1 protein-coding gene is annotated in these 883 nt (G+C 34.2%); it reads left to right on the plus strand.

Going from position 1 to position 883, the window contains the following annotated elements; all coding sequences use genetic code 11:
- Positions 1–866 (plus strand): transglutaminase family protein (locus tag D1606_RS18570; RefSeq protein ID WP_233548174.1); only part of this gene is annotated, 866 nt, incomplete at its 5' end.
- Positions 867–883: the final 17 nt, after the last annotated feature.

Genomic DNA, 883 nt, shown 5'->3' on the forward strand with positions numbered 1-883 from the left:
GAGAATTCTCAATGAAATATAAAATAACTCATTTAAATACCTTTGATTATGATAGTCCTGTTGAGCAAAGTTTAAATACTATACATCTAAAACCGCGCACAAATGAGTGCCAAAGGTTACTGTTTTATGATATTGAAATTTGGCCAAACTCAGTTACCCGCGAGTATATAGATATTTGGCATAATGCAGCTGCCGATTTTTATATTCCACAAAAACATAATAGACTTGAAATTCAAACAACATCTATAGTGAGTATACAGAAGGCTCCCCTCATGGATCAGTTAAGCTTTTCGAACAAAATGAAAGATATTTTCCAATCACAACTATTTAAGGATCATTATTTACACTACTTACAAGCAACGAAATATACCTATTTAACAGAAGAACAAATACATCATATAAATAATATTATTGGCTATCGTAATAATCCAATAGAATTTTCTCTTGCACTTATGACTTATTTACACACAAATATTCGATATGATACAACTGCCACAAATGTAAAAACTACCGCACAAGAAGCTTATAACTTAAAAGCCGGCGTTTGCCAAGATTACGCACATATAATGATTGGTGTTTTACGTGCTAATGGCATTCCTGCCCGTTATATGAGCGGTTATTTATATGTTGGTAAAGAAGATGATTTAATCGGAAATTCAGCAACACATGCTTGGGTAGAAATAATGGTACCTGGAGTTGGATGGTTAGGCCTAGATCCTACAAATGATGTTGAAGCACTTGAGAATCACATTATTTTATGTGCCGGAAGAGACTATACCGATGTTAGTCCAGTTGAAGGTGTATACACTGGAGGAGATCACACATTAACTGTTAAAGTCACTGTAAAGAAGATTGACCATTTGTAAGATGGGGTTATTCAGGC

The organism is Rummeliibacillus sp. POC4, assembly GCF_003576525.1.
Taxonomy (GTDB): Bacteria; Bacillota; Bacilli; order Bacillales_A; family Planococcaceae; genus Rummeliibacillus.